1 pseudogene is annotated in these 261 nt (G+C 59.8%); it reads left to right on the top strand.

The features are described 5' to 3' along the window. Positions 1-261 (top strand): annotated as a pseudogene (locus tag AF337_RS28950) (MurR/RpiR family transcriptional regulator); the annotation flags it as partial.

Here is a 261-nt window from a genome sequence, read left to right on the forward strand (position 1 = left end):
TTTCAAAGTGTTTTCCGCCAGGCGTTTTCCGCGGACGACCGGTACTTCTACAGCCGGCAGGCGGGGCGTCTTCTTTCCACGAAGGAAGACAGCGAGGAGGAGCTGCATATCTTCGACAGGCTCGGTCTCGAGACCAAGAACAACATCGACGGATTCCTGACGCAGCTTGACCCCAAGTCGCTGCTTGAAGCCGCCGGCCTGCTTGCAAACGCCCGCCGCGTGAGGGTCCACGGTGTCCGTCAATTCCACGCGTTTGCAAGC

Source organism: Rhizobium ecuadorense, from assembly GCF_001187535.1.
GTDB classification, from domain to species: domain Bacteria; phylum Pseudomonadota; class Alphaproteobacteria; order Rhizobiales; family Rhizobiaceae; genus Rhizobium; species Rhizobium ecuadorense.